21 protein-coding genes are annotated in these 20,652 nt (G+C 56.8%); 12 read left to right on the top strand and 9 right to left on the bottom strand.

Annotated features, from left to right (window positions below):
- Positions 1-37: 37 nt before the first annotated feature.
- Complete coding sequence (locus FWJ25_RS13030; protein WP_149600698.1) at positions 38-1,063, top strand: putative solute-binding protein; 1,026 nt, start codon at positions 38-40, stop codon at positions 1,061-1,063.
- Between the two features lie 52 nt (positions 1,064-1,115).
- Here FWJ25_RS13030 and FWJ25_RS13025 read toward each other — a convergent pair whose 3' ends face one another.
- Positions 1,116-1,388 (bottom strand): HU family DNA-binding protein, encoded by a 273-nt coding sequence (locus tag FWJ25_RS13025; RefSeq protein WP_149600697.1) that lies wholly within the window; start codon positions 1,386-1,388, stop codon positions 1,116-1,118.
- 249 nt (positions 1,389-1,637) lie between these two features.
- Here FWJ25_RS13025 and FWJ25_RS13020 point away from each other — a divergent pair, with 249 nt between their 5' ends.
- Together FWJ25_RS13020 and FWJ25_RS13015 are read left to right on the top strand one after the other, a co-directional pair.
- On the top strand, positions 1,638-2,702 hold the full coding sequence (locus FWJ25_RS13020) for a hypothetical protein (protein ID WP_149600696.1): 1,065 nt from the start codon (positions 1,638-1,640) through the stop codon (positions 2,700-2,702).
- Positions 2,703-2,728: 26 nt separating this feature from the next.
- Positions 2,729-4,792 (top strand): TRAP transporter large permease subunit, encoded by a 2,064-nt coding sequence (locus tag FWJ25_RS13015; RefSeq protein ID WP_149600695.1) that lies wholly within the window; start codon positions 2,729-2,731, stop codon positions 4,790-4,792.
- A 10-nt stretch (positions 4,793-4,802) separates the two neighbouring features.
- On the opposite strand, the gene FWJ25_RS13010 is transcribed toward FWJ25_RS13015, so the two are convergent.
- From FWJ25_RS13010 to mutM, 7 genes are all read right to left on the bottom strand, one after another.
- Entirely contained in the window at positions 4,803-5,081 is a 279-nt protein-coding gene (locus FWJ25_RS13010) for a hypothetical protein (RefSeq protein ID WP_149600694.1), read from the bottom strand.
- A 118-nt stretch (positions 5,082-5,199) separates the two neighbouring features.
- Entirely contained in the window at positions 5,200-6,735 is a 1,536-nt protein-coding gene (locus FWJ25_RS13005; protein WP_149600693.1) for a phosphoenolpyruvate carboxykinase, read from the bottom strand.
- 170 nt (positions 6,736-6,905) lie between these two features.
- Positions 6,906-7,760, bottom strand: coding sequence for an Hsp33 family molecular chaperone HslO (gene hslO, locus FWJ25_RS13000; protein ID WP_149600692.1), 855 nt, complete (start codon positions 7,758-7,760; stop codon positions 6,906-6,908).
- A gap of 71 nt (positions 7,761-7,831) precedes the next feature.
- The gene (gene hslR, locus FWJ25_RS12995) at positions 7,832-8,239 is read right to left on the bottom strand and encodes a ribosome-associated heat shock protein Hsp15 (protein WP_149600691.1); all 408 of its coding nucleotides are present in this window, start codon (positions 8,237-8,239) and stop codon (positions 7,832-7,834) included.
- 41 nt (positions 8,240-8,280) lie between these two features.
- Positions 8,281-8,970 carry a GMP/IMP nucleotidase gene (gene yrfG / locus FWJ25_RS12990; protein WP_149600690.1) on the bottom strand — a complete coding sequence of 230 codons (690 nt, stop codon included), beginning with the start codon at positions 8,968-8,970 and terminating at the stop codon, positions 8,281-8,283.
- An 89-nt stretch (positions 8,971-9,059) separates the two neighbouring features.
- Positions 9,060-9,392: a hypothetical protein gene (locus tag FWJ25_RS12985; protein WP_149600689.1), complete on the bottom strand. Its 333-nt coding sequence runs from the start codon at positions 9,390-9,392 to the stop codon at positions 9,060-9,062.
- A 130-nt stretch (positions 9,393-9,522) separates the two neighbouring features.
- A complete protein-coding gene (gene mutM, locus FWJ25_RS12980; protein ID WP_149600688.1) occupies positions 9,523-10,335 on the bottom strand; it encodes a bifunctional DNA-formamidopyrimidine glycosylase/DNA-(apurinic or apyrimidinic site) lyase in 813 nt (270 codons plus the stop codon).
- Positions 10,336-10,541: 206 nt separating this feature from the next.
- Between mutM and FWJ25_RS12975 the strand changes: the two genes are divergently transcribed.
- Positions 10,542-11,720: a DesA family fatty acid desaturase gene (locus FWJ25_RS12975; RefSeq protein WP_149600687.1), complete on the top strand. Its 1,179-nt coding sequence runs from the start codon at positions 10,542-10,544 to the stop codon at positions 11,718-11,720.
- A 65-nt stretch (positions 11,721-11,785) separates the two neighbouring features.
- On the opposite strand, the gene rsmD is transcribed toward FWJ25_RS12975, so the two are convergent.
- A complete protein-coding gene (gene rsmD / locus FWJ25_RS12970; protein ID WP_149600686.1) occupies positions 11,786-12,412 on the bottom strand; it encodes a 16S rRNA (guanine(966)-N(2))-methyltransferase RsmD in 627 nt (208 codons plus the stop codon).
- Positions 12,413-12,571: 159 nt separating this feature from the next.
- Here rsmD and ftsY point away from each other — a divergent pair, with 159 nt between their 5' ends.
- The 8 genes from ftsY to FWJ25_RS12930 all read left to right on the top strand — a co-directional run bounded on the left by ftsY (position 12,572) and on the right by FWJ25_RS12930 (position 20,647).
- Positions 12,572-13,810, top strand: a complete 1,239-nt coding sequence (gene ftsY, locus FWJ25_RS12965) for a signal recognition particle-docking protein FtsY (RefSeq protein ID WP_149600685.1) — start codon at positions 12,572-12,574, stop codon at positions 13,808-13,810.
- 30 nt (positions 13,811-13,840) lie between these two features.
- A complete protein-coding gene (ftsE, locus tag FWJ25_RS12960) occupies positions 13,841-14,518 on the top strand; it encodes a cell division ATP-binding protein FtsE (RefSeq protein ID WP_149600684.1) in 678 nt (225 codons plus the stop codon).
- Complete coding sequence (gene ftsX, locus FWJ25_RS12955; protein ID WP_149600683.1) at positions 14,519-15,541, top strand: permease-like cell division protein FtsX; 1,023 nt, start codon at positions 14,519-14,521, stop codon at positions 15,539-15,541.
- Between the two features lie 200 nt (positions 15,542-15,741).
- Positions 15,742-16,602 carry an RNA polymerase sigma factor RpoH gene (gene rpoH / locus FWJ25_RS12950; protein ID WP_149600682.1) on the top strand — a complete coding sequence of 287 codons (861 nt, stop codon included), beginning with the start codon at positions 15,742-15,744 and terminating at the stop codon, positions 16,600-16,602.
- Between the two features lie 99 nt (positions 16,603-16,701).
- Entirely contained in the window at positions 16,702-17,613 is a 912-nt protein-coding gene (locus FWJ25_RS12945) for an NAD(P)-dependent oxidoreductase (protein ID WP_149600681.1), read from the top strand.
- Positions 17,614-17,616: 3 nt separating this feature from the next.
- Positions 17,617-18,396 (top strand): hydroxypyruvate isomerase, encoded by a 780-nt coding sequence (hyi, locus tag FWJ25_RS12940; protein ID WP_149600680.1) that lies wholly within the window; start codon positions 17,617-17,619, stop codon positions 18,394-18,396.
- A gap of 102 nt (positions 18,397-18,498) precedes the next feature.
- A complete protein-coding gene (locus tag FWJ25_RS12935) occupies positions 18,499-19,179 on the top strand; it encodes a winged helix-turn-helix domain-containing protein (protein WP_149600679.1) in 681 nt (226 codons plus the stop codon).
- Complete coding sequence (locus FWJ25_RS12930) at positions 19,166-20,647, top strand: sensor histidine kinase (RefSeq protein ID WP_149600678.1); 1,482 nt, start codon at positions 19,166-19,168, stop codon at positions 20,645-20,647. The genes FWJ25_RS12935 and FWJ25_RS12930 overlap by 14 nt, the downstream gene beginning before the upstream one ends.
- Positions 20,648-20,652 lie beyond the last annotated feature (5 nt).

The raw sequence follows: 20,652 nt of genomic DNA, 5'->3' as shown, positions 1-20,652 counted from the left end.
GAGCCAGGCCCGACAATAATAATTCAGGAGTCATCCCGTGAATTCAGCAACCTTCCCGCAACGGGTGGCCTTGGCGGCTGCTCTTTGTGCCAGTCTTCTACTTCCATCTCTGGGACACGCCCAGGCGAAGGCCGAACCGCTCGAACGCAGTTTCTGCGTCTTCGACCCTGTCGGTGCCAACGGGCCGTTGTTCGCCATTACCAAGACGTTTCAGCCCGTTGCCCTCAAGCGCGGAATCCGGCTTGATCTGCGAGCCTACACGGACGAGAAAGTAGCCGCGGAAGACTTCAAGGCAGGCCAGTGCGATGCCGTCTTGCTCACCGGTACCCGTGCCCGGGAATTCAATCGCTTCACCGGAAGCCTTGAAGCCATGGGGGCGGTGCCGGGTGAAGAAGAAATGCGGTTGCTGTACAACACTCTGAGCCAGCCCAAGGCACGTCCATTTCTGATCGATGGCCCCTACGAAGTGGCTGGTGTGTTCCCGGCAGGTGCCATTTACCTGCACACCCGTGACCGCTCCATCGACTCGGTAGAAAAACTGCAGGGCAAGCGTATTGCCACCCTTGATTACGATGAAGCCTCAGTGCGAATGGTGCGGCACGTTGGTGCCTCAGTGGTCGGTTCAAACTCCGCCAATTTTGCCGGTAAGTTCAATAATGGCAGTGTCGATCTCGCCTATGCGCCGGCGGTGGCTTATCAGCCCCTGGAACTCTACAAGGGGGTGACGCCCAACGGGGCGGTGGTGCGGTATGCGCTGGCCTATATGAACTTCCAGGTCATTATTCACCGCGACCGGTTTCCGGAAGAAGCCGGACAGATGGTCCGGGATGAATCGATCAAACGGATTGATGAAGCCTACGGCATCATTGCCGAGGCGGAGCAGGGGATTCCTGAAGAGGTCTGGATGAGTCTGCCTCAGGAAGACACTGCCGAATACGACAAGATGCTCCAGAAGGTGCGTCTGTCGTTGCTGGATGATGGTGTGTATGACGAGCGGGCAATCAAACTGATGAAGGCCATCAGGTGTCGTGTGGATGCGACCCGTTCCGAGTGCGCGTCCTGACCGCGAAGGAGCTATCTGAACGGGCCCGCGAATGCGGGCCCTGGCGGAGCTGTTAGCCGATTTGATCCTTGAGTGCTTTGCCGGGTTTGAATCCGACGGTGCTGCTGGCAGGAATCTGGATGGTTGCCCCGGTTTGAGGGTTGCGACCGTTCCTCGCCTCCCGTTTGCGGATATTGAAAGTCCCGAATCCAATCAGGGTGACGTCTTCGCCACGGGAGGCAGCCGCGGAAATCTGGTCAGTAAAAGCGGTAATGACCTCGCTGGCCTTTTCCCGGGTCATTCCGGTCTGGTCAGCAATCGCTGCGGCGAGTTCAGGTTTGCGCATCGGATACTCCTTTTTATTCCTGTTATTGGGCACTGAAGTGCAGGCCGCTGCCCCGATAAGGCGCGGTTGCTCCATCTATAGTGGCTTCCGGAGCATTCTGCAATAGTCGGAGCGGGCCGGATCTGTGTTTGCAGGCGTCATTTGCGGTGCCTGTCTCATAAAAACAGTAGCTTGTGGGCCATAATTCCTGCCTGGTTACGGTTTGTAACAAACAACGAGTGATAACAAAAAACAGAAGGTGGCAGCGCCATGACTGACTTTTCCATTTCTTCCCCGGCGAGACGCTGTGCAGCTCCAAATGTGAAAGGGCTGTTCGCGGCCCTTGTGGCCGGTGCCATGCTGAGCGGTTGTGGCGTGGTCAATCACATGGTGTACAAGACCACCGGCGACGTCATGCAGGGCTTTTCCCGTAACCATACCGTGCCCTATTTGATGGAAAGCCGCGATCTGGCAATGGGGTGTTCCATGAGTGAAGCGACAGCGCCATTGCTGATGTCGTTCGGGCGAGTGACCTCTGAACCTGACCAACTTGCCGTGATGTTGTATCTCTCAGCTGGAAGTTGCGCTGAAGAGCAGGCCCGTGAGCATGAATTGGCGGCTCTGGCTGCAATGAACGCCATGAACGCGGAAGGTGCAGAAGATGCGATGATTCGGCAGAAGCGCGCCTATGTTCTGGCTTCTGAGCGCTATTACAAAGCCTGGCAACACCACAACGCCCATTACGGTGAGCCGGGTACTGGTGAATGTCCGGATTTCGATGATGATATGGACGAATTCATCTATCTGGCAGGACTGTTGTCTGGCCTTCAGGCGCTCAATGGTCAGATCCAGTCCACGTCCTCCATTGGCGTTCCTGCAAACATAGGTTCCATTGTCGCCCGCGCGACCGGCTGTCTTGAGAATGACAAGTGGTGGGGGGCTCCAATGGCACTCCGGGCAACAGTTTGGGCCATGATTCCCGGTGCCCAGCCGCAGGGTGAAGACGCTTTTGAACGATTGTCGATTGCTGACACTCAGGGCGAGGATGCGGGCGTTCGGCTGCCCCATGTCTTCCATGCCATCGCGGCAGTAAACAAGGGGGATCAACACCTGGTCAAAGAGGTGATCCGTGAGCATGCCCGTTCGCTTGAGGAAGATCCGGCGAGTGAGGAGTGGCAGTTTGTGGATGCTATGGCCAGCAACATGCTACTCGCAATTTCTGACCGCCTCTGGGTTGAGAATACCGGGCACAGGACTCCGATGGGGCAGTTCGGATCCTTCTGGGATGATGAGCAGGAAGCCGTTGAAACCATGGATCTGGATGATCTTCTGTAATCCTCTTCGTCCCAGAGTGTGTTGATATGTCCAAGGGTGTTAGTCGTCGTAGTGGGTTGGAATGGTTCTCGTCTTTGCCAGCCTGTTTGCTGTTGTTGGCGGTCGTGGTTTTTTCCACCAGCAGTGATATTCATAACCAGATGCTTCGGGGTGGAGAGCAGCTGTGGAATGGCTATTACAAACTCCGGATGGATCCGGTACCGCCGACCTGTGACCCTGACCGGAATATTGACGCCGCCGTAGCACGGGAATTGGCCCAGAGCGCCGATGAGGATGATCCCATGGCTGCTCTGTTGGGGGCTGAGGAAAAGGACCCGGCAGACGTCCGCCTCGCTATCGAACGGTCGGTGAGAGATTGCAGGGACGCGCACGCGAGTTACTCCACGCTGAAAGACCAGATGACCCCCGGAGTGAAAGCCTATCGGGCTGTAGAGCTTTTTGTCGCCGACCTGATTGCCTTTGGCCTTGAGTCGCAGCGCTATATCCTGGTGATCCTGGTCATGCTCTGCGCGGTCACCGCGACCCTGACCCGCCACCATATCGCCATGCGGGCAATGGAAACCCGACTGGACCACACGGTCTCGCTGACCTTGCAGACCATTGCCAATGCGATGTTGTTGGGCTCCAGTGTCATCTTCCGGCAGTCCAGTCTCGGTGCAGAGACCTCAATATCGGCAGACGAGCTACTGCTCCACAATTTCTGGATAACAGGGTTTGCCTGCCTCACCCTGGCTTCACTCTACCGGCTGTTTCGGGTTCCCGCAGGTCTGGGGGAAGGCGGGAGTCTCAACAAGGCGTTCCTGGCGGTTCCCCTCTATACCGTTATGTGTCTGATCTCCGGCACCTATTTTGCCGTAATCGGGCACTCGTCCGGGATTGGTATCTATCTCGGCAAGATGATGGAGCTTGCCGACATGTTTCTCAATGTGGGCCTGTATGTCTGGGTTGGCATGATGCTCAAGCAGACCCGTCTTGCGACTCTTGTTTTCAATGTGTTCCGGCCCTGGCGGATGCCGCCGGAGTTGTTGGCGGTTGTGGCGGTGCTTGTGGCCGCCATTCCGACAGCGTACACCGGTGCATCGGGTATTTTCGTGATCGCAGCGGGAGCGGTAATTTACAGTGAGCTTCGGGCAGCAGGTGCCCGTCGCCAACTGGCTCTTGCGGCAACGGCGATGTCGGGCTCGCTCGGGGTAGTGTTGCGGCCCTGCCTGCTGGTGGTGGTGATTGCCTATCTGAACCGCGAGGTTACGACTGATGAGCTGTTTGGTTGGGGTGTCTGGGTGTTTGTGCTTACGGCCAGCCTCTTCGCAGTGATTGCCGTCTCGGTGAACCGGCAGAGCCGCTTCGATCTTGCACCGTCTTCGGTTGCGTTTCCGGAGATGATTCAGGCGTTCAGGCCGCTGATTCCCTATGTCCTGGTCATCGCTGCGGTGGTTCTCTTTTATCGCTATGCTCTCGATGTGCAGATGGATGAATTTTCTGCACCGAGATTGCTGCCTGTGATTATGCTGGCTGTGCTTGTCTATGAGCACCTCAGCCTCAGGAGCCGGCGTGGCAGGACCTCTGGCGAGCTCAATCACCAGGGGCTGGAGCGGAGCCTCAGGGGCGCGACCAATGACACAACGGCCGAGATTGGCGCGTTGCTTCTGTTGTTGGGGTTGTCGGTCAGTATCGGCGGTGTGATTGAGCGCTCCCATATCATGCAGAGTTTTCCGCAGGCGTTCGACAGCGCCTGGTCGGCGATGGCGTTGATGGTGGTGATTCTGGTGATTCTGGGCATGATCATGGATGCCTTTGGTGCGGTCATCCTGGTGACGGCAACCGTGGCCAGCATTGCCTACGCCAGTGGTATTCATCCGGTGCATTTCTGGATGGTCACCCTGGTTGCTTTCGAGCTGGGTTACCTGAGTCCGCCGGTGGCGCTGAACCATCTGTTGACCCGCCAGGTGGTCGGAGAGGCTGAAATTCATGCCGCCCAGCAGGAAGGCGGCACTTTCTATCAGCGCCACGAACGGATCATCATGCCCCTGATTACCATGGGTATCGCCTTGTTGCTGGTTTCGTTCGTGCCGCTGTTTTTCTATGGGTGACCCACTACCGTTACCGGTTTCCCCACATCTTTGAAACCGCGACGTCGGAACCGAGCGTGCCAGCAATCAGTGATACACCACCTATTCCGAGGAAGGCCAGAACCGGGATCAGTGCCCCGAGTTGTTCGGTGAATAACAGGGCTGCCAGGGATAGTGCGGAGAGAAACAGGAACAGTGAACCAACCACATTGAGGATAGTCCGATGGGATGGTTTGTAGCTGGGGCCAACCTCGCCTGATTCCAGAGGGGTGAGTATGGGGCTGAACAATTTTCTGAGTGTTTGCTTCATCTTTAGCCTGTCATCAAATAGATCGTCTTGGTTTAACACCAATACGGGTTTGAAGGCAAATTGCAGGTATAAAAAAAGCGCCGTGCTTTCGCAGGGCGCTTTTTGAGTACCTGATGCCTTAGCTCAGTTTGGGGCCAGCCTCAACGATGGCATCGGAGACGTCAAACTTCTTGAAGTTCTCCACGAACTGGGCAATCAGTTCCTGTGCCTTGCCGTCGTAGTAGTCACCGCTGACCCAGGTGTTACGAGGGTTTAGCAGTTGGCTGTCTACACCCGGTACGTGCTTGGGCACGTCGACGTTCAGGGCGTCCAGGTGCTCGACTTCAGCATCGTCCAGATCACCATTTTGAATGGCGGCGATGATGGCGCGAGTGGTCGGAATGCTGAAACGGTTGCCTTCGCCGTATGGGCCGCCAGTCCAGCCAGTGTTGACCAGGAAGACCTTGCTGCCGAACTCGTCCATACGCTTCATCAACAGCTCAGCGTAAACGCCTGCTGGACGCGGGAAGAATGGAGCGCCAAAGCAGGTGGAGAAGGTGGACTTCAGTTTGGAAGAAGAGCCCATCTCGGTGGAGCCAACCAGAGCGGTGTAGCCACTAAGGAAGTGATAGGCCGCTGCTTCACGGTTCAGGATGGAAACCGGAGGCAGGACGCCAGTCATGTCACAGGTCAGGAAGACGATGTGGGACGGCTCGCCAGCACGGTTCTCCAGAACGCGTTTCTCAACGTGCTCCAGCGGGTAGGCACAACGGGAGTTTTCGGTGAGGGAAACATCGGTGTAGTCAGGTACGCGGGTTTCCGGATCTACCATCACGTTTTCGACGATGGCGCCGAAACGGATCGCGTCCCAGATGATCGGTTCGTTCTTCTGGGACAGGTCGATGCACTTGGCGTAACAGCCGCCTTCAATGTTGAAGACAGTACCGGTGCCCCAACCATGCTCGTCGTCACCAATCAGGTAGCGATGCGGGTCAGCGGAGAGGGTGGTTTTACCAGTGCCGGACAGGCCGAAGAACAGAGTAGTCTGGCCGTCTTCGCCGACGTTTGCGGAGCAGTGCATCGGCAGCACGTCTTTTTCCGGCAGCAGGAAGTTCTGTACGGAGAACATGGCCTTTTTCATTTCGCCGGCGTAGTGCATGCCAGCCAGCAGTACCTTGCGCTTGGCAAAGTTGATCATCACGCAGCCGTCGCTGTTGGTACCGTCACGCTCGGGTACACACTCGAAGTTGGCTGCGTTGAGGATCTGCCATTCCTGCTTGTCGGCAGGATTGTAGCTGTCAGGGCGGATAAACAGGTTGCGGCCGAACAGGTTCTGCCAGGCGGTTTCGGTAACCATCTTCACCGGCAGATAGTGCTCGGGGTCGGAGCCAACGTGAACATGAGATACGAACTGGTCTTTCTCGGCGATATAGGCTTCAACGCGATCCCAGAGGGCGTCGAACTTGTCGGCGTCGAACGGGCGGTTGATCGGCCCCCAATGGATATCGTCAGCAGTGCTGGGTTCTTCGATGATGAAACGGTCCATCGGAGAACGGCCTGTACGCTTGCCGGTTTTAACCACCAGCGAACCGTTGGATGCCAGCTCGCCTTCATTGCGTTCCAGCGCCAGTTCGACCAGTCTTGCTGTACTCAGATCATTAAAAGTGTTGCTCACTTCGACCTCGCCCTCGGGATGTCTACGTGATTGCCCGATCCGCTCTGAAAATTGGCGGATTTGTGAGCAATCGGATCAATTCAGGCGCGCTATTATGCCAGAGACGCCACTAAAAAACGACCGCCCTGAAAGCCGCACCATGACGGGCTTCAGGGCGAATCACGTGCGGCCTAGTGTAACGTATGGCCGGTGAAAAGGTGATCAATATCATTCCTATCGAAACGATAGTGTGTGTGACAGAACTGGCAGTCCATATCGATGGTTCCCTGCTCGTCGAGAATGCTGTAACACTCATCTCTGCCAATGGCTTCGAGCGCGCCAAGGGTTCTTTCCTTTGAACAGCTGCACCGAAATGCCACCGGCTCGGCGTCGAACAACCTCACGGTTTCTTCGTGGAACAGACGATGAAGAACGGTTTCGCTGTCGAGTTCCAGCATCTCGTCTGACTTCACTGTGCGTGCCAGGTGGTTGACCCTTTCCCACAGTTCATTGTCTTCGTCGCTTGAGCCCGGAAGGCGCTGCAGGAGCAGTCCGGCGGCGCCTTGCTCGTTGGCAAAGAGCAGCAAGCTGGTGGCAATCTGTTCGGAGCGGTCGAAGTATTCCTCAAGGCAGGCTGCAAGGGTCTCCTCTTCCCGGGGTACGACGCCCTGATAGCGGCTGCCCTTGTCTGGAGTGATGGTGATTGCCATGCGCCCTTCGCCCAGCAGGCTGTGAAAATCCTGCTCGGTCATAGCGTGCTCGTCAAAACGTGCCAGGCCCCGGATATAACGGTCGTGGCTGCATTCTGCCATCAGCGTCCGCAGAGGGCCTTCGCCCTGGGCCTGGAGGGACAGTGTGCCCTCGAACTTCAGAGTGCTGCTCATCAGCACACTGGCAACCAAAGCCTCTCCCAGCAAGCCGCGAATGGAGTCGGGGTAGGGCGCCTGGGCAGTAATTTCCTGATAACTTTCGTTCAGTTGGACCCAGGCTCCTCGGACTTGGCTGTCCTCGAATATGAAGCGCTGAAACTGGTCTCGGGATGCCATGTGTGTCTCCTGGTATGTCGAGCAATTCGGTTTGTCGGCCTTGGGGCCGGTAATCAGGTGGGGCGGCAGAGTCAGATGTTGTTCTGCTCGCGGAACCTCTGGATATCGCGGCGATCTTTCTTGGATGGGCGTCGGGCCGGAGGGAGCTGGGCTGCCTGCATGGTTTTGCGTTGCCAGGCCAAATCCTCCCGCTTTTTCACGCTGTCCTCGGTTTCGTGGTAGAGCTTCTGGGCTTCCGGTGCACCTCGGCGGCGGTCGCTGATGTCGTCAATGATCACTACCTTTTCCTGCCATCCCAGTCTCAGTGTCAGCCGGGCGCCAGCTTCGACGGCTCTGCCAGGTTTGCAGCGCTGGTTGTTGTAGTGAACCTTGCCTCCTTCGATGGCTTCCTTGGCCAGGGAGCGGGTCTTGTAGAACCGGGCCGCCCAGAGCCATTTGTCGAGCCTTACCTTGTGTTCGTCAGCGGTGGATGCCGTCATGTCTCCTCACCTGATGAGCGTATGTGTCGATTATAGCGCGCTCATTGGCCTGATGGCAGGGGCCGGCGCAGGCGAAGATCCGGGATGATCTCATCAAAGTGGTGTATGCCCGGTATATCGGGGTGATGGTCCCGCGTTGCCTGCTGGCTGTCAGGCGCAAGAATGGCGAGACACTGGCTGATGCCGGCATCCCGTGCGCTTTCAAGAACCGAGAAGCTGTCGTCTACCATCAGGGTGGTGCTGGCGTTATATGGGGCAAGTTGGTGAAGATCCTGCCAGAACCCTGGATTCTCCTTGGCTTTGCCCAGTTGATGGCTGGATACGATATCGTCTACCCGTTGATTCAGTCCGGTGCGTTCCAGTTTGAGGCGCAGAGGATCCGGGTGGCAGTTGGTGACAATAACGGATCGGAGCCCTGAAGCACGCAGTGCATCGAGAAACTCGGTGACATGGGGTCTGTAGCCGATCCGGTCGCCGACTTCAGCCTTGAGTCCGGTGATGTCCAGCGCCAGACGCTCGCTCCAGTAATCGGTGCAATACCAGTTCAGGGAACCGTGTTCGGCCATGATCATCGGTACCACGTGATCCCGGGCTTCTTCGGGCGAGAGGTTGTAGTGATCGGCGTAACGCCTGGGCAGGTGTTCGAGCCAGAAGTGGGTGTCGAAGTGCAGATCGAGCAGGGTTCCATCCATGTCGAGGAATACTGTCTCAAGCGCGGACCAGTTCACCATAAAACAAAACAGCCTGAAGGAAATTTCCTTCAGGCTGCCTCAGACGCCCGGCCTTGGCAAGCCGGGAAACTACGGACGGAGTTTGGTGTTTACTCTTCCGTCTGCTCGACAGTGTCTTGCTTGCGGCCGCTGCGTGTGCAGCCCAGGCAGCGAACGAAGGTGGCTTCGGCTGGCCCAACAACGAGGGTTTTGCCCGCTTCAGCAGCGTTTCCGCCCAGCAGGGAGAACGGCAGTGACACGATATAAACCGCAGTGCCCACGATGGTGGTAGCGAGAAGAACCGGGCGGGCGAACAGTGCATCGCCAGTCATCGCCAGCGCGGTTGGTTCTTCTTCAATGGTGTTGGCATAACCGATGGACGAGAACGCGAGCAGGCACGCAGTAAGGGTGGCCATCAGCGTGCGGGAAATCTTGCGGGTCATTGTACTCTCTCCTGAACAATCATTCTGCCCTGTAAACGCAGTGCAGGGGCATAAATCCTCTGTTAACTATGAATCATATTTGCGCAATTTCAAACGATTTTTCGTTGCAAAATGTGCGCTGTCACAGACTTTACCGTTGGCAACGGGAGCAATAGACGGTTGAGCGGCCGTTCATCCGGATTTCCTTGAGGTCGGTTTCGCATTCGGGACAAGGCTGCCCGGCGCGTCCGTAGACCAGCAGTGACTGGGCAAAGTAGCCAGGTTTGCCATCGCTGTTCACGAAATCCCGTAACGTTGTGCCGCCCATCAGTATCGCGGCGCTCAGGGTTTCCTTGATCGCTTCCGCCAGGAGGTGGTAGCGGTCCTGGCTGATCCGCCCGGCTTTGCGTTTGGGATGGATGCCCGCTTTGAACAGAGCTTCATTGGCGTAAATGTTGCCGACGCCGACCACCACATGATTGTCCATGATGAAGGACTTTATCGGCGTCTGCTTGCTTCTCGATCGCTGAAACAGCATGCGCCCGTTGAACTCGTCAGACAGAGGTTCCGGGCCCAGTTCCCGGATCAGGGGGTAATCGCCGATATTGTCCGCCCAGAGCCAGCAACCGAACCGGCGGGGATCATTGAAGCGCAGGATGACCCCGGATTGTAAAGTAAGTTCGACATGATCATGCAGGGCGGCTGGTGCCTGGTCAGTGATCACTCGCAAACTGCCTGACATACCCAGGTGAACGATCACTGTACCGGCGTCCAGGGTCAGAAACAGGTACTTGGCCCGTCGCTCCACCGACCGGATAATCTGGCCTTCGAGCCGTGTCGGAAGATCGTCCGGAACGGGCCACCGTAAACGGGGATTACGCACGACGACCCGGTTGATGGTCTGGCCTTCACAGTGCGGGGCAATCCCGCGTCGGGTCGTTTCGACTTCGGGTAATTCAGGCACTCAGGGGGTCTCCGTGCATGGGTAACTGTCGGAAATGTGGCCGGATATGACCAGTAAGTTGCGGTTAAGTGTAATCAGTAACAATTTTGCAGCCAAATGCTGTTGTTGCGGCGAACAGGTGTACGCTAAAGTTGCAGAACTGATTTGTTACCCTTCTGAACCGTTCGGAGGGATGCAAGTCTCTGCCTGGATTTTGAGGAATTGATATGTGGTTTAACGGTCTTCTCGACCTTTCGGTGATGCAGCTGATACTGGTTGCGCTGGGTATGACCCACGTCACCATCGTCAGCGTTACGCTCTACCTTCACCGTCATTCGGCTCACAATGCTCTGGACCTGCATCCGGTTCTCAGGCATTTCTTCCGCTTCTGGCTCTGGCTGACGACAGCCCAGAATACCAAGGAGTGGACGGCCATCCATCGTAAACACCACGCCAAATGTGAAACCGAGGAAGATCCCCATAGCCCGGTGGTGCTTGGTATTCGCAAGGTCGTGTTGCAGGGAGCTGAGCTATACGCGGAGGCTGCGACCCCGGAAACACTGGAACGCTACGGCCAGCGTACCCCGGAAGACTGGATCGAGCGCAAGCTTTATACGCCCCACAAAGCGCTTGGAATTGCTCTGATGGCTGTGCTTGATCTGGCGCTGTTCGGTGTGAACGGCATCTGGATCTGGGCGGTGCAGATGATGTGGATACCGGTCTGGGCGGCTGGCGTTGTTAATGGAATCGGCCACTGGTTCGGATACCGTAATTTCGAGTGTGCTGACAATGCCCGGAATATTTCGCCGCTGGGTATCCTGATCGGCGGAGAAGAGTTGCACAACAATCATCATACCTATCCCAATTCCGCCAAACTGTCCCGTCGCTGGTACGAGGTGGATATCGGTTGGGGCTATATTCGCTTGTTTCAGTTGTTCGGGTTGGCAAAACCGAAAGGCTATCGGCCGATTGCACACTTTGTGCCTGGGAAGCAGGACATGGATGTGGAAACCGTGCAGGCGATTGCCAATAACCGGTTCGACATCATGCGCCAGTATCGCAAGCGGGTCATGGAGCCAGTGTTGCGTCAGCAGCGTCACCTGATGGATGAGGAAGTTCGGCCCCGTTACCGCAAGGTTAAACAGTTGCTGTCTCGCGAGATCAGTCTGATCAAGCCGACAGAAAAGGAAACCCTGGAGGCTCTGCTGGAGCGGAATGCCATTCTTCGCCAGATCTACGACAAGAGTCACGAACTACAGGCGCTGTGGCGCCAGCGCGGACTGAAGCCCCAGGAAAAACTGCATGCTCTTAAGGAGTGGTGCAAGGAAGCGGAAGCCAGCGGCATCCGCTACCTGGAAGAATTTGCCGACCATTTGCGGGCCCACTCCCTGCGCCCCGGGCTTTGAACTGAGCTGCGCTAACGACGATCGCAGTCACGTTGAGTTCCGAAAACCCCGCTGAGGCGGGGTTTTTAGTCGTCTTTGTCGAGCCTGAACAGGGAATAGGTCACCTGCCCGGCTGATTTCTGGCGATGCAGATGCCAACTGACGGGTGTTGGCGGCGTACTCAGTTCGCTCTCGTGCTCCACGTAAACCCAGCCGCCGGGTTTTACCCAGCCCTGCTCGTCCAGTAGCGGAAACAGTCGCTCCAGCCAGCCCTGTCGGAAAGGTGGGTCCATAAACACGATATCAAACGGTGATCGTGTGCGCTCAGTGAGGTAGCTGTCGACGCCTGTACAGATCACCTCTCCGGCACTGGACTTCAAAAGCCTGAGATTGGCTCTTAATGCCTGGGCCAGGGCAGGGGTATGGTCGATCAGGGTCGCGTGGGCCGCACCGCGGGAAAGGGCTTCCAGTCCCAATGCCCCCGAGCCGGCAAACAGATCAAGGCAGTCGCTGCCGGCGATGTGGAAATTGAGCCAGTTGAACAGTGTTTCCCGGGTTCGGGCGGGTGTCGGCCGGACGCCGCCCGCATCAGGAAAACGGAGCTTACGGCTGCGCCAGTCGCCGCCGATGATGCGTAACTCTCCGTCCCCGCCTGCGGGCCGGGGGGTAGGCTTGCCAGCCGACTGTCGGGTGGCGGATTTGCGGCGGCTCATAGAGTTGGCTCCTGGAATGCTAGGCTGTTCTTTAACGGGAATGAATGTTACTGGAAACGACGCCGGTGTGATAACTGGCAGAACCCTCACTTCGCCCGGACAGTCTGCTAGAATGTGCGCCTTATTTGTCCCGCCCAATCAGACTGATGGTATGACTTTATGACCGCAGAGTGGATTTCAATCGGCCTACTGGCCCTTCTCGTGCTCGCATTTGTTCTGGATATCGCCGGTAACCGGAGTCGTGCACCCCGACCGGAGCCTGTGCCCCAGCGCAAACCAGAAGTGGCTAGCGGTCCCAAACCTGTCGCTGAACCAGAGAAAAAGGCGGCACCTGAACCTGCGGTGGCAAAGCCGGAACCGGTTTCCGAACAAAGGCCTGAGCCGATTGAAGAGCCAAAGCCTGCTGCTGAAGCACAACCGGAAGCGGTCCCCGAAGAAGTTCCCGAGCCGGTTGTTGAGCCTGAACCTGCCGCGGAACCCCAGCTCAGCGTTTTCGAGCGTATCAAACAGGGGCTGGGCAAAACCCGGGCGAGCCTGACCGGCGGGCTTGCGGATATGTTCTCCGTGGGCAAGAAAATTGATGAAGATCTTCTCGAAGAGATTGAAACCACCCTGCTGATGGCCGATGTGGGGGTTACCGCGACGTCTGAAATTATTGAATCGCTGACTGACAAGCTTGAGCGCAATCAGTTGAAAGATGGTGAAGCCTTGCGTAATGCTCTGCGCGACGAACTTCATGGGTTACTGGCGGGCGTCACCAAACCCTTGCAGGTTGATGCAGGTAAGTCACCGTATGTCATCCTGATGGTCGGGGTGAATGGTGTGGGTAAAACCACCACCATCGGCAAGCTGACCAAAAAGTTTCAGAGCGAAGGCAAGTCCGTCATGTTGGCGGCCGGGGACACGTTCCGGGCAGCGGCTGTGGAACAGTTGCAGGTCTGGGGTGAGCGTAACGGCGTGCCCGTCATTGCCCAGCATACAGGGGCAGACAGCGCCTCTGTGATTTTCGACGCAATCCAGTCTGCCAAATCCCGCGGGGCCGATGTGGTTATTGCCGATACAGCTGGTCGTCTGCAGAACAAAGACAACCTGATGAATGAGCTCGAAAAGGTTGTCCGGGTTATGAAAAAACTCGATGAGTCTGCGCCCCACGAAGTCATGTTGGTGCTGGATGCAGGCACCGGGCAGAATGCCCTGAGCCAGGCCCAGGTGTTCCAGCAGGCGGTAGGCGTCAGCGGCATTACATTAACGAAACTGGACGGTACTGCCAAAGGCGGTATCGTGTTTGCCATTGCCCGTCAGTTGCAGTTGCCCATTCGCTTTATTGGCGTCGGGGAGCAGGTTGATGACCTGCGCAGCTTTGATGCTGAAACGTTTGTTGACGCGCTGTTTGACTAATTCACCGGCTGCCCGGAACTGTTGTAAACCATGATCGAGTTTCGCCAGGTCACCAAACGATATGACAGTGATCACACGGCACTGCGCCAGGTTAACTTTGCCCTGGATCGCGGTGAGCTGGCGTTTCTCACGGGCCACTCCGGGGCCGGCAAGAGCACGCTGTTGAAACTGGTCATGGTGATGGAGCGCCCCAGTGCTGGCGAGGTGGTAGTCGGTGGCCAGTTGCTGAACCGTCTCCCTCGTCGCCAGATTCCCTACATCCGCCGCCATATCGGCGTTGTCTTCCAGAATCACCAGCTACTGTTTGACCGCACGGTTTTTGACAACGTTGCCATGCCACTTGAGGTGACCGGAGCGTCGCCGTCGGATATCGGCCGGCGAGTGCGGGCAGCACTGGATAAAGTCGGCCTGCTCAGCAAGGAAAAGATGAACCCGATGCAGCTCTCAGGTGGTGAGCAGCAGCGAGTGGGCATTGCCCGGGCTGTGGTGAACAAGCCGCCGCTGCTGTTGGCGGATGAGCCCACGGGCAACCTCGATCCAGAACTGTCAGCCGACATCATGAATCTTTTCGGTCAGTTCAGTCAGGTCGGTGTCACGGTTTTGATCGCAACCCACGATATTGCGCTGGTAAATGAGATGAATCGTCGCACCCTGACGCTTGATCACGGCCGCCTGGTGGCTGGCGGTTCACCGCTGATGGGGGTGTGAGTGGCTACTGACTCACGGCGGAAGCCGGAATCTCCAAAGGGGTCGAAGCCGGTCGGCCGGCAAGGCGCCAAACAGGCGCAATCGCCTTGGCGGCAGCAGGCTGACAGTTATCTGGGTCATCACCGGAAGGTGGCGAAGGATAGTGCCCAACGATTGTGGCGAACGCCCGTTGCCAGTCTGATGACCTGGATGGTTATGGGGGTGGCCCTGGCGCTTCCGGTGGCATTGTTGCTGGTGCTTATGAGCCTGGAAGGCGTCAGCGCCGGATGGGAAAGTGGTGCACGGGTGACGGCGTACCTGAAATTGGACGTCGGTGTTGATGAGGCCCGTGGCCTTTTGCAGGAAATCGAATCCGACAGCCGGATCTCCGAAGTAGAGCTGGTGGAGCGGGATCAGGCGTTGGCTGAATTCAGGATTTCGTCAGGACTGGATGAAGCGCTGGATTTCCTTCAGGAAAACCCTCTGCCCCATACATTGTTGATTACGCCGGAAGACAGCGCACGCACGGAAGCCGGTGTTGAGGGTTTGGTGCGATACATTCAGAAAATGGATTCTGTCGAACGGGTTCAAGTGGATCTGGGCTGGTTGCAGCGACTGAACGCCATAACCGAAATGCTCTCCCGGGCGGTCTGGGCGCTGTCTGTCCTGCTGGCAGCCGCGGTTGTCCTGGTTATTGGCAATACCGTCCGATTGGCCATTGAGAACCGCAGGGACGAGATCCTGGTGGCAAAGCTGGTTGGCGGTACCGATTCGTTTGTCCGTCGGCCCTTTTTGTATACCGGGGCCTGGTTCGGCTTGGGTGGCGGTGTGGTGGCGTTTATCCTTCTGGAACTGTCGTTGTGGTGGCTGAACGGTCCGATTGAACGGCTGGCCGGGCTCTACCGCAGTGACTTTTCGCTCGCGGGGCTGAGTTTTGATGGCGCGTTTGCGTTGATTATTGTGGCCATGGTGTTAGGCTGGCTTGGCGCCTGGGTTGCGGTGAAGCGTCATATGGACGACATCGACCCGGGCGAAATTGCCTGAGGATGGGCGTGATTGCGGGAAAACCGTATTGAAGTCTGCGCCGGGTTCGTCTTATTTTTTGGTGGCAAGTTTGATTAAAGTGAATTTCTCAAGAAGTTGATTTTTAACGGTTTACTTGGGAATTCGGGAACTTTTCAGGTTCTTGGCGGTCTAACTTTTAATTGCTATAGTTTATGGCTGTCAGGTTCGGAGGTAACTGCATGGGTACGAGTTTACAACTGATTGACAGGCTGGTTCCGGGCGCCAATCTTGAGGCCTATATCCAGGCTGCGAGTCGCATTCCGGTACTTACTGTGGATGAAGAGCGTGCGTTGGCGGAGCGCCTCCATTACGAAGGCGATGTTGAAGCTGCACGTCAATTGGTTCTGTCTCACCTGCGCTTTGTGGTTCATATCGCGCGTAGCTATTCCGGTTACGGCCTGTCCCAGGCGGACCTGATTCAGGAAGGCAATGTGGGGCTGATGAAAGCGGTCAAACGCTTTAATCCCGAGTATGGCGTTCGGTTGGTGTCCTTTGCCGTGCACTGGATCAAGGCTGAAATCCATGAGTTCATCCTGCGCAACTGGCGTATCGTGAAAGTGGCCACGACCAAGGCCCAGCGCAAACTCTTCTTCAACCTTCGCAGTCAGAAGAAGAGATTGGCGTGGCTCAGTCATGATGAAGTGAACGCAGTAGCGGCTGACTTGGGTGTAGAACCCCGGGTGGTTCGGGAAATGGAAGGCCGTCTGGCTTCCCAGGACACGGCGTTCGATGGCCCTATGGACGATGACGACGACAACGCCTATCAGGCCCCGGCTTACTATCTGGAAGACCGCCGCAATGATCCTGCGATCCAGTTGGAGAACGCGGACTGGACCGAGGATTCCAATGGCCGTTTGATGGAAGCTATGAGCAATCTGGATGAGCGTAGCCAGGATATCCTGCGTGAACGCTGGCTGTCGGACAGCAAGTCCACCTTGCATGAGCTGGCGGACAAATACGGGGTGTCTGCGGAGCGGATTCGCCAGCTGGAAAAGAATGCCATGAAGAAAATCCGTAATCAGATGACCGAAGCGGCCTGATCAGCGGAATTTGAATCTTTGGCAAACGCCACCACCGAGAGGTTGGTGGCGTTTTTGTTTGTATAATGCTCCCAATCTGAATCACAGGGCTGAATAACAATGACTTCTACGCTTCCCCGCATCGCTTTTCTCGGCATTGGGCTGATGGGGACCCCCATGACCCGCAATCTGTTGGATGCTGGCTTCCCCATGACGCTATGGAACCGCACTCGGAGCAAATGCGAGACGTTTGCCGGAGAAGTGACGATCGCCGATACCCCAGCGGATGCCGTTGCCGACGCAGATGTCGTGATCACCATGCTGGAAAACAGTCAGGTGGTGGAAGACGTGATGATAGGGCAGTCCGCGATGAATTCGCTGAAAGCTGGTGCCCTGGTGATCGATATGAGCTCGGTGCAGCCTTCGGTGGCACGCAGGCATGCGGAACTGGCCGAAAAGCGTGGGGCCGGCTATGTGGATGCACCGGTTTCCGGAGGCACCGTTGGTGCGGCTGAGGCTCGTCTGAGCATAATGGCGGGTGGCTCTGAAACCGATGTTGAGCGGGCGCGCCCGGTGTTCGATGCACTGGGAAAGTGTACTCGCATTGGCCCGGTCGGAGCAGGGCAACTGGCAAAATTGGCTAACCAGGCCATTGTCGGCATTACCATCGGAGCGGTATCAGAGGCCCTGCTCCTGGCTGCCAAGGGCGGAGCCGATCCCGCAGCAGTACGGGAAGCGCTGATGGGGGGCTTTGCCAGTAGCCGGATACTGGAGCTGCATGGGCAGCGTATGATTGACCGGGAATTTGCTCCCGGTGCGCCGGCCCGTATCCAGCTTAAAGACATGCGGATGATTCTGGACGAGGCCCGGGCGGAAGGACTGACACTGCCTCTGGCCCAGCAGACCCACAACGGATACCTTTCGTTGATTGCTAATGGCCACAGCGATGTGGATCACAGCGGCCTTTTGCTGGAACTGGAACATATGAACGGTACACTGATGGGATCACTGGGTCGCGGCCCGAAGGAGTAAGCCATGCCACGTTTTGCAGCCAATCTGTCCATGTTGTTCACCGAGGTGGACTTTCTGGAGCGGTTTAGCCGCGCCCATGCCGCCGGGTTTGAAGGCGTTGAATATCTTTTCCCCTATGATTACCCCGTCGCGCAGTTGCGCCAGACTCTTGATGACAACCAGCTGACTCAGGTGCTCTTCAATTTGCCTCCAGGGGACTGGGACGCCGGTGAACGTGGTATCGCCTGCCTGCCGGATCGCATTGAAGAGTTCAAAGCCGGGGTGGACAAGGCCATTGAATATGCTCGCGAGCTGGGCTGTACCCAGGTGAACTGCCTCGCCGGATTGCGCCCGCCAACGCTGGATGAAGACGAAGCCTGGCAGACGCTGGTGTCGAATGTCAGCTATGCTGCAGAAAAGCTGGCAGCCGAAGGTATTACGCTTTGCCTGGAAGCAATCAACTCCCGGGTGGATATGCCGGGCTTCATGCTCGATACCTCAGGCCGCGTGCTGGCGCTGATCGAAGAAGTGGATGCCGACAATGTGAAGCTCCAGTATGACCTCTATCACATGCAGATCATGGAAGGTGACCTGATTCGCTCTATGGAGTGTCTGAAGCCCTGGATCAGCCACATCCAGTTTGCGGATAACCCGGGACGGCACCAGCCGGGCACGGGCGAGATTAACTTTTCGAATGTTTTCTCTGCCATCGACCGGATGGGTTATGAAGGCTGGGTCAGTGCGGAATACAGGCCGTCCGGGGACACGCTGGATAGTCTGGGTTGGTTTTCTGGTCAGAAGTGACCGTCGCTTTAGGCGACACCCTCTTACAAGATCGTAACTGGCCGGCTATGGGAGTTCTTCGTACCCTTGATGTTAATGAAACGCTAATCGGGAGGAACGCCGGTGAAAGCACTGGTAATCGAAGACGATCAGGATGTAGCCAATTATCTGGTAAAGGGGCTCAAAGAGTCTGACTTCGTTGTGGATCATGCCGCCGAGGGTAAGGAAGGCATGATGATGGCAGCCAGTGAGGAATACGACATCATGATCGTGGACCGAATGCTGCCGGGCATGGATGGACTGTCCATCATCAAAACGGTACGGGCAACAGGCAATCAGGTGCCGGTCCTGATTCTGAGTGCACTGGGTGATGTGGACGACCGTGTTGAGGGCCTTCGGGGTGGTGGAGACGACTACCTGACCAAGCCGTTCTCGTTTACCGAATTGCTGGCTCGTATTGAGTCGCTGGTTCGTCGCAACCGCCAGGCGGCGGAAACGGAAACCGTATTGCGAGTGGCCGACCTGGAAATGGATCTGCTGGCGCGTACCGTCAAGCGGGCTGGTAAAAACATTGATGTCCAGCCGAGAGAGTTCAGGCTGCTGGAATATCTGATGCGCAATGCCGGCCAGGTGGTGACCCGGACCATGTTGTTGGAGAAGGTCTGGGACTATCACTTCGATCCCCAGACCAACGTGATCGACGTTCACATCAGCCGCCTGCGGGCGAAGATCGACAAAGAGTTCGAGACACCCTTGCTGCAAACCATCCGGGGTGCAGGATACATGTTACGTGAAACTGCTTAGCCAGCTCAGGACATCGTCCTTCCAGCTTGCCCTGCTGTACATGGTGGTGTTTGCCACCTCGGTATTTCTGTTACTGGCCTTTATATACTGGCGTACAGCAGGTTTCATGGCTGCCCAGACCGATGAAACCATCGAGGCGGAGATCGCTGGTCTGGCGGAGCAGTATCGGGGCCGTGGCGTAAACGGCCTGATCACCATCATCCGGGAACGTGTAGCCCGGGACCCCAACGCAAAATCCATTTATTTGCTCACCACTGATGACTTCCTGAAGCTGGCCGGAAATATTGAAAGCTGGCCAGAAGGCACGCGGTCCGAGAGTGGCTGGATCAACTTCACACTGGACGAGACGGTAGGCTGGACCGGTGCCAAGCGCCTCGCCCGGGGGCGGATCTTTGAAGTGCAGGGTGGTTTGCGGCTATTGGTGGGCAGGGATGTTGATGAACTGACCAACCTCAAAAGGGTCATCGAAACCGCCATCAACTGGGGAATGGGGATAACCCTGGCCCTCGCGTTGCTGGGTGGCTTTATGATGAGTCGCAGCACCACCCGGCGTATTGAAGTCATCAACAATACCTCCCGCCGTATCATGAACGGGCATCTCTCCTTGCGAATTCCGACCCGCGGCACCGATGATGATTTTGACCAGCTGGCGGAAAACCTGAATCAGATGCTCGACCGGATCGTCTACCTGATGGAGGGTATACGACACGTCTCGGATAATATTGCCCATGACCTGAGAACGCCTCTGACCCGTCTCCGGAACCAGCTTGAGAACACCCTGATGGCCGTCGATAACGATGAAGCCCGGGAACAGGCGGGGCGAGCCGTGGCAGAAGCGGATCAGTTGCTGGCCACCTTTAACGCGCTGCTGCGCATTGCCCGCCTGGAAACCCGTGGTAACACGGCAGATATGAAGCCGGTTGCCCTGGATGAGCTGGTGACGGATGCCTGTGAACTCTATGAGGCCCTGGCGGAGGACAAGGAGCAGACGTTCCAGCAATCGCTCTCTCCGGGGGTGATGATTGAAGGCGATCGGGATCTGCTGTTCCAGATGGTGAGTAACCTCATAGACAATGCCATCAAGTACACACCCGAGCATGGTGCTCTCTGCGTCAAGGTGCGCAAGGAAGGGGCGGATGCCATCTTTGAAGTGAGTGACAGCGGGATTGGCGTGCCGGATGAAGAAAAGGAGCAGGTTTTCCAGCGATTCTATCGGGTTGGTAAAAGCCGCTCATTGCCGGGGAACGGATTGGGTCTGAGTCTGGTTAGCGCTGTAGCCGAAATTCACAAAGGCCGGATTGTGCTCAGTGATACCCAGGAAGGTGAAGAGTTGCCAGGGCTGACGGTGTCTGTCTTTATGCCTGCCTTCAATGGTGTCGGCAAGAAAATAAAAACAACCCTACCGGAACCGGCTGCTGGCCAGGAGGCGGGAGAATCCCGGAATCCACCTGAAACCAGCAATTCCTGAACGGC

This window comes from Marinobacter salinexigens, from assembly GCF_008370345.1.
Taxonomy (GTDB): Bacteria; Pseudomonadota; Gammaproteobacteria; order Pseudomonadales; family Oleiphilaceae; genus Marinobacter; species Marinobacter salinexigens.
The sequence above is the reverse complement of the archived record's forward strand: the minus strand, read 5'-3'. Positions and strand labels throughout refer to the sequence as shown.

Bases quoted from the DNA above. Each gene is read 5' to 3' on its own strand.
- yrfG (WP_149600690.1), bottom strand. From the start codon at position 8,970: ATGGTGAACTGGTCCGCGCTTGAGACAGTATTCCTCGACATGGATGGA.
- hslR (WP_149600691.1), bottom strand. From the start codon at position 8,239: ATGACGGCATCCACCGCTGACGAACACAAGGTAAGGCTCGACAAATGG.
- FWJ25_RS12985 (WP_149600689.1), bottom strand. From the start codon at position 9,392: ATGACCCGCAAGATTTCCCGCACGCTGATGGCCACCCTTACTGCGTGC.
- FWJ25_RS13010 (WP_149600694.1), bottom strand. From the start codon at position 5,081: ATGAAGCAAACACTCAGAAAATTGTTCAGCCCCATACTCACCCCTCTG.
- FWJ25_RS12945 (WP_149600681.1), top strand. From the start codon at position 16,702: ATGACTTCTACGCTTCCCCGCATCGCTTTTCTCGGCATTGGGCTGATG.
- rsmD (WP_149600686.1), bottom strand. From the start codon at position 12,412: ATGAGCCGCCGCAAATCCGCCACCCGACAGTCGGCTGGCAAGCCTACC.
- ftsY (WP_149600685.1), top strand. From the start codon at position 12,572: ATGACCGCAGAGTGGATTTCAATCGGCCTACTGGCCCTTCTCGTGCTC.
- FWJ25_RS13015 (WP_149600695.1), top strand. From the start codon at position 2,729: ATGTCCAAGGGTGTTAGTCGTCGTAGTGGGTTGGAATGGTTCTCGTCT.
- hyi (WP_149600680.1), top strand. From the start codon at position 17,617: ATGCCACGTTTTGCAGCCAATCTGTCCATGTTGTTCACCGAGGTGGAC.
- FWJ25_RS13025 (WP_149600697.1), bottom strand. From the start codon at position 1,388: ATGCGCAAACCTGAACTCGCCGCAGCGATTGCTGACCAGACCGGAATG.
- ftsE (WP_149600684.1), top strand. From the start codon at position 13,841: ATGATCGAGTTTCGCCAGGTCACCAAACGATATGACAGTGATCACACG.
- FWJ25_RS12975 (WP_149600687.1), top strand. From the start codon at position 10,542: ATGTGGTTTAACGGTCTTCTCGACCTTTCGGTGATGCAGCTGATACTG.
- hslO (WP_149600692.1), bottom strand. From the start codon at position 7,760: ATGGCATCCCGAGACCAGTTTCAGCGCTTCATATTCGAGGACAGCCAA.
- FWJ25_RS13020 (WP_149600696.1), top strand. From the start codon at position 1,638: ATGACTGACTTTTCCATTTCTTCCCCGGCGAGACGCTGTGCAGCTCCA.
- rpoH (WP_149600682.1), top strand. From the start codon at position 15,742: ATGGGTACGAGTTTACAACTGATTGACAGGCTGGTTCCGGGCGCCAAT.